Below are 606 nucleotides of genomic sequence, written 5' to 3'. Positions count from 1 at the left end.
TATTTCTAACCGAAGCACTTCAAGACAATATTGCTTTAAAAAAAGCAGATAAAACCAAACTACTTGGCCGCAAAGACAAGCGACCAAACAAACAAAAACTTGCAGAACAGTTTTTGAGGGGCGATGAAATACGGGAATGGAAACTGGAAATCCCCGAATTTAAGAGCACAAATAGAGTTCGTAATACTACGCTAATATTCTCACCCGGTCTGTTGAATGGCATGTTGCCTGTTAGGGCTTTTCAAAACGCCTTCCCTAAAATCCAGGACGAGCTCGGTATAAGGATTATACGAGCAGACAATCACCCTATGCGCGGTTGCAGCTCTAATATTGATGACTTGATCGCCGCGATTGACCACGGTGCCGGATTAGCAGCTGACACAACAACAATCCCACCGTCCGAACAAAAGACACCCGGAGATATATTTTTAATTGGTTACAGCAAAGGTGCTCCCGATATCTACGAACTGCTCGCGCAGCGCCCCGATTTAAAAAACAAAATTCGCTGTATCTATAATTGGGGAGGAGCCATCGGTGGCTCCTATTTAGCGGATGACATATATAACTCGATTAAGAACCTAGACATCCCTAAAGTTGAAAAAGCAT

General features: G+C 43.4%; 1 protein-coding gene. It reads left to right on the top strand.

Annotated features, from left to right (window positions below):
- A partial coding sequence (locus tag A3729_RS32565; RefSeq protein ID WP_197475674.1) for a hypothetical protein occupies nucleotides 1-606 on the top strand: 606 nt, incomplete at both ends.

This window comes from Oleiphilus sp. HI0043 (assembly GCF_001634935.1).
Note: the sequence above shows the minus strand (reverse complement) of the source record. Positions and strands in the feature narration are given on the sequence as shown.